General features: G+C 42.2%; 4 protein-coding genes. All 4 read left to right on the forward strand.

Annotated features, from left to right (window positions below; genetic code table 11):
- Positions 1–870: methylmalonyl-CoA mutase family protein (locus tag ACAN52_RS21790; protein WP_378957245.1), on the forward strand; the 870-nt coding region annotated here is incomplete at its 5' end.
- Positions 756–1,100: a methylmalonyl-CoA mutase family protein gene (locus ACAN52_RS21795; RefSeq protein WP_378957247.1), complete on the forward strand. Its 345-nt coding sequence runs from the start codon at positions 756–758 to the stop codon at positions 1,098–1,100. The genes ACAN52_RS21790 and ACAN52_RS21795, both read left to right, overlap by 115 nt.
- Before the next feature lie 57 nt (positions 1,101–1,157).
- Entirely contained in the window at positions 1,158–1,394 is a 237-nt protein-coding gene (locus tag ACAN52_RS21800) for a methylmalonyl-CoA mutase family protein (protein ID WP_378957249.1), read from the forward strand.
- A gap of 23 nt (positions 1,395–1,417) precedes the next feature.
- Positions 1,418–1,794 (forward strand): cobalamin-dependent protein (locus ACAN52_RS21805; RefSeq protein WP_378957246.1); only part of this gene is annotated, 377 nt, incomplete at its 3' end.

Genomic DNA, 1,794 nt, shown 5'->3' on the forward strand with positions numbered 1-1,794 from the left:
TACCACATTCGTGAAGCAGGTTCAACTGCAGCGCAAGAAATCGCGTTCACGATTGCTGATGGTATTGCATACTGTGAAGCAGCCATTAAAGCAGGTCTTGATGTTGATGCTTTCGCAGGCCGTTTATCTTTCTTCTGGAATGCACACAATAATGTACTTGAAGAAGTAGCAAAATTCCGTGCTTCCCGTCGTGTATGGGCAAAAATCATGAAAGAACGTTTTGGCGCTAAGAATCCTAAGTCTTGGATGCTTCGTGTTCATACGCAAACTGCAGGTTCCATGCTAACTGCTCAACAACCAGAAAACAACATTGTACGTGTTGCACTGCAAACAGCAGCTGCTGTTATGGGCGGAACTCAATCTTTGCACACGAATTCTAAGGATGAAGCATTAGCTCTTCCAACAGAAGATTCCGTACGTGTTGCTCTTCGTACTCAACAAATCGTTGCTTATGAAAGCGGCCTAGCTGACGTTGTTGATCCATTGGCAGGTTCTTACTATGTAGAAGCCATGACCAATGAAATTGAAGCAGAAGCTTTAAAATATATCCAAAAAATTGATGAAATTGGCGGCGCTGTTGTTGCGATTGAAGAAGGTTACATCCAAAGAGAAATCCAAGACAGTGCTTACAAATGGCAAAAAGAAGTTGAAAACGACGAGCGTGTTATCGTTGGTGTCAACAAATTCCAAATTGAAGAAAAACCAGTTGAAGGTTTGCTTCGTGTANAATTGAAGAAGGTTATATCCAAAGAGAAATCCAAGACAGTGCTTACAAATGGCAAAAAGAAGTTGAAAACGACGAGCGTGTTATCGTTGGTGTCAACAAATTCCAAATTGAAGAAAAACCAGTTGAAGGTTTGCTTCGTGTAGATGCTTCAGTTGGCGAATTGCAAAAGAAAAAGCTTGCTAAACTACGTGCTGAACGTGATAATGCAGCTGTAACTGCTGCTCTTGCTAAACTAGAAGCTGCTTGCGCTGATGAAGAAGTAAACTTAATGCCAGTCATCATGGAAGCAGTTAAAACGTATGCAACATTAGGCGAAATTTGTGGCGTAATGCGCAAAGTTTTTGGTGAATACCAAGCGCATGCAACACTGTAATAGAGTTAGGAGGAGAAATAACCATGGAAAAACGTGTTAGAATATTAGTAGCAAAACCTGGNAGATGCTTCAGTTGGCGAATTGCAAAAGAAAAAGCTTGCTAAACTACGTGCTGAACGTGATAATGCAGCTGTAACTGCTGCTCTTGCTAAACTTGAAGCTGCTTGCGCTGATGAAGAAGTAAACTTAATGCCAGTCATCATGGAAGCAGTTAAAACGTATGCAACACTAGGCGAAATTTGTGGCGTAATGCGCAAAGTTTTTGGTGAATACCAAGCGCATGCAACACTGTAATAGAGTTAGGAGGAGAAATAACCATGGAAAAACGTGTTAGAATATTAGTAGCAAAACCTGGTCTAGATGGACATGATCGCGGCGCCAAAGTTGTAGCGCGCGCTCTACGTGATGCTGGATTTGAGGTTATTTATACAGGACTTNGTCTAGATGGACATGATCGCGGCGCCAAAGTTGTAGCGCGCGCTCTACGTGATGCTGGATTTGAGGTTATTTATACAGGACTTCGTCAAACTCCAGAGCAAATCGCTGAAGCGGCTCTGCAAGAAGACGTAAATGTCATTGCTCTTAGTTTGTTATCAGGAGCTCACAATCACTTGTTCCCACGCATTGTAGAACTGATTCGTGGTAACGGTATGACTGATGTGTTAATGATTGGTGGCGGTGTAATTCCTGATTC

The organism is Pelosinus sp. sgz500959, assembly GCF_042610375.1.
GTDB lineage: Bacteria > Bacillota > Negativicutes > DSM-13327 > DSM-13327 > CTSoil-075.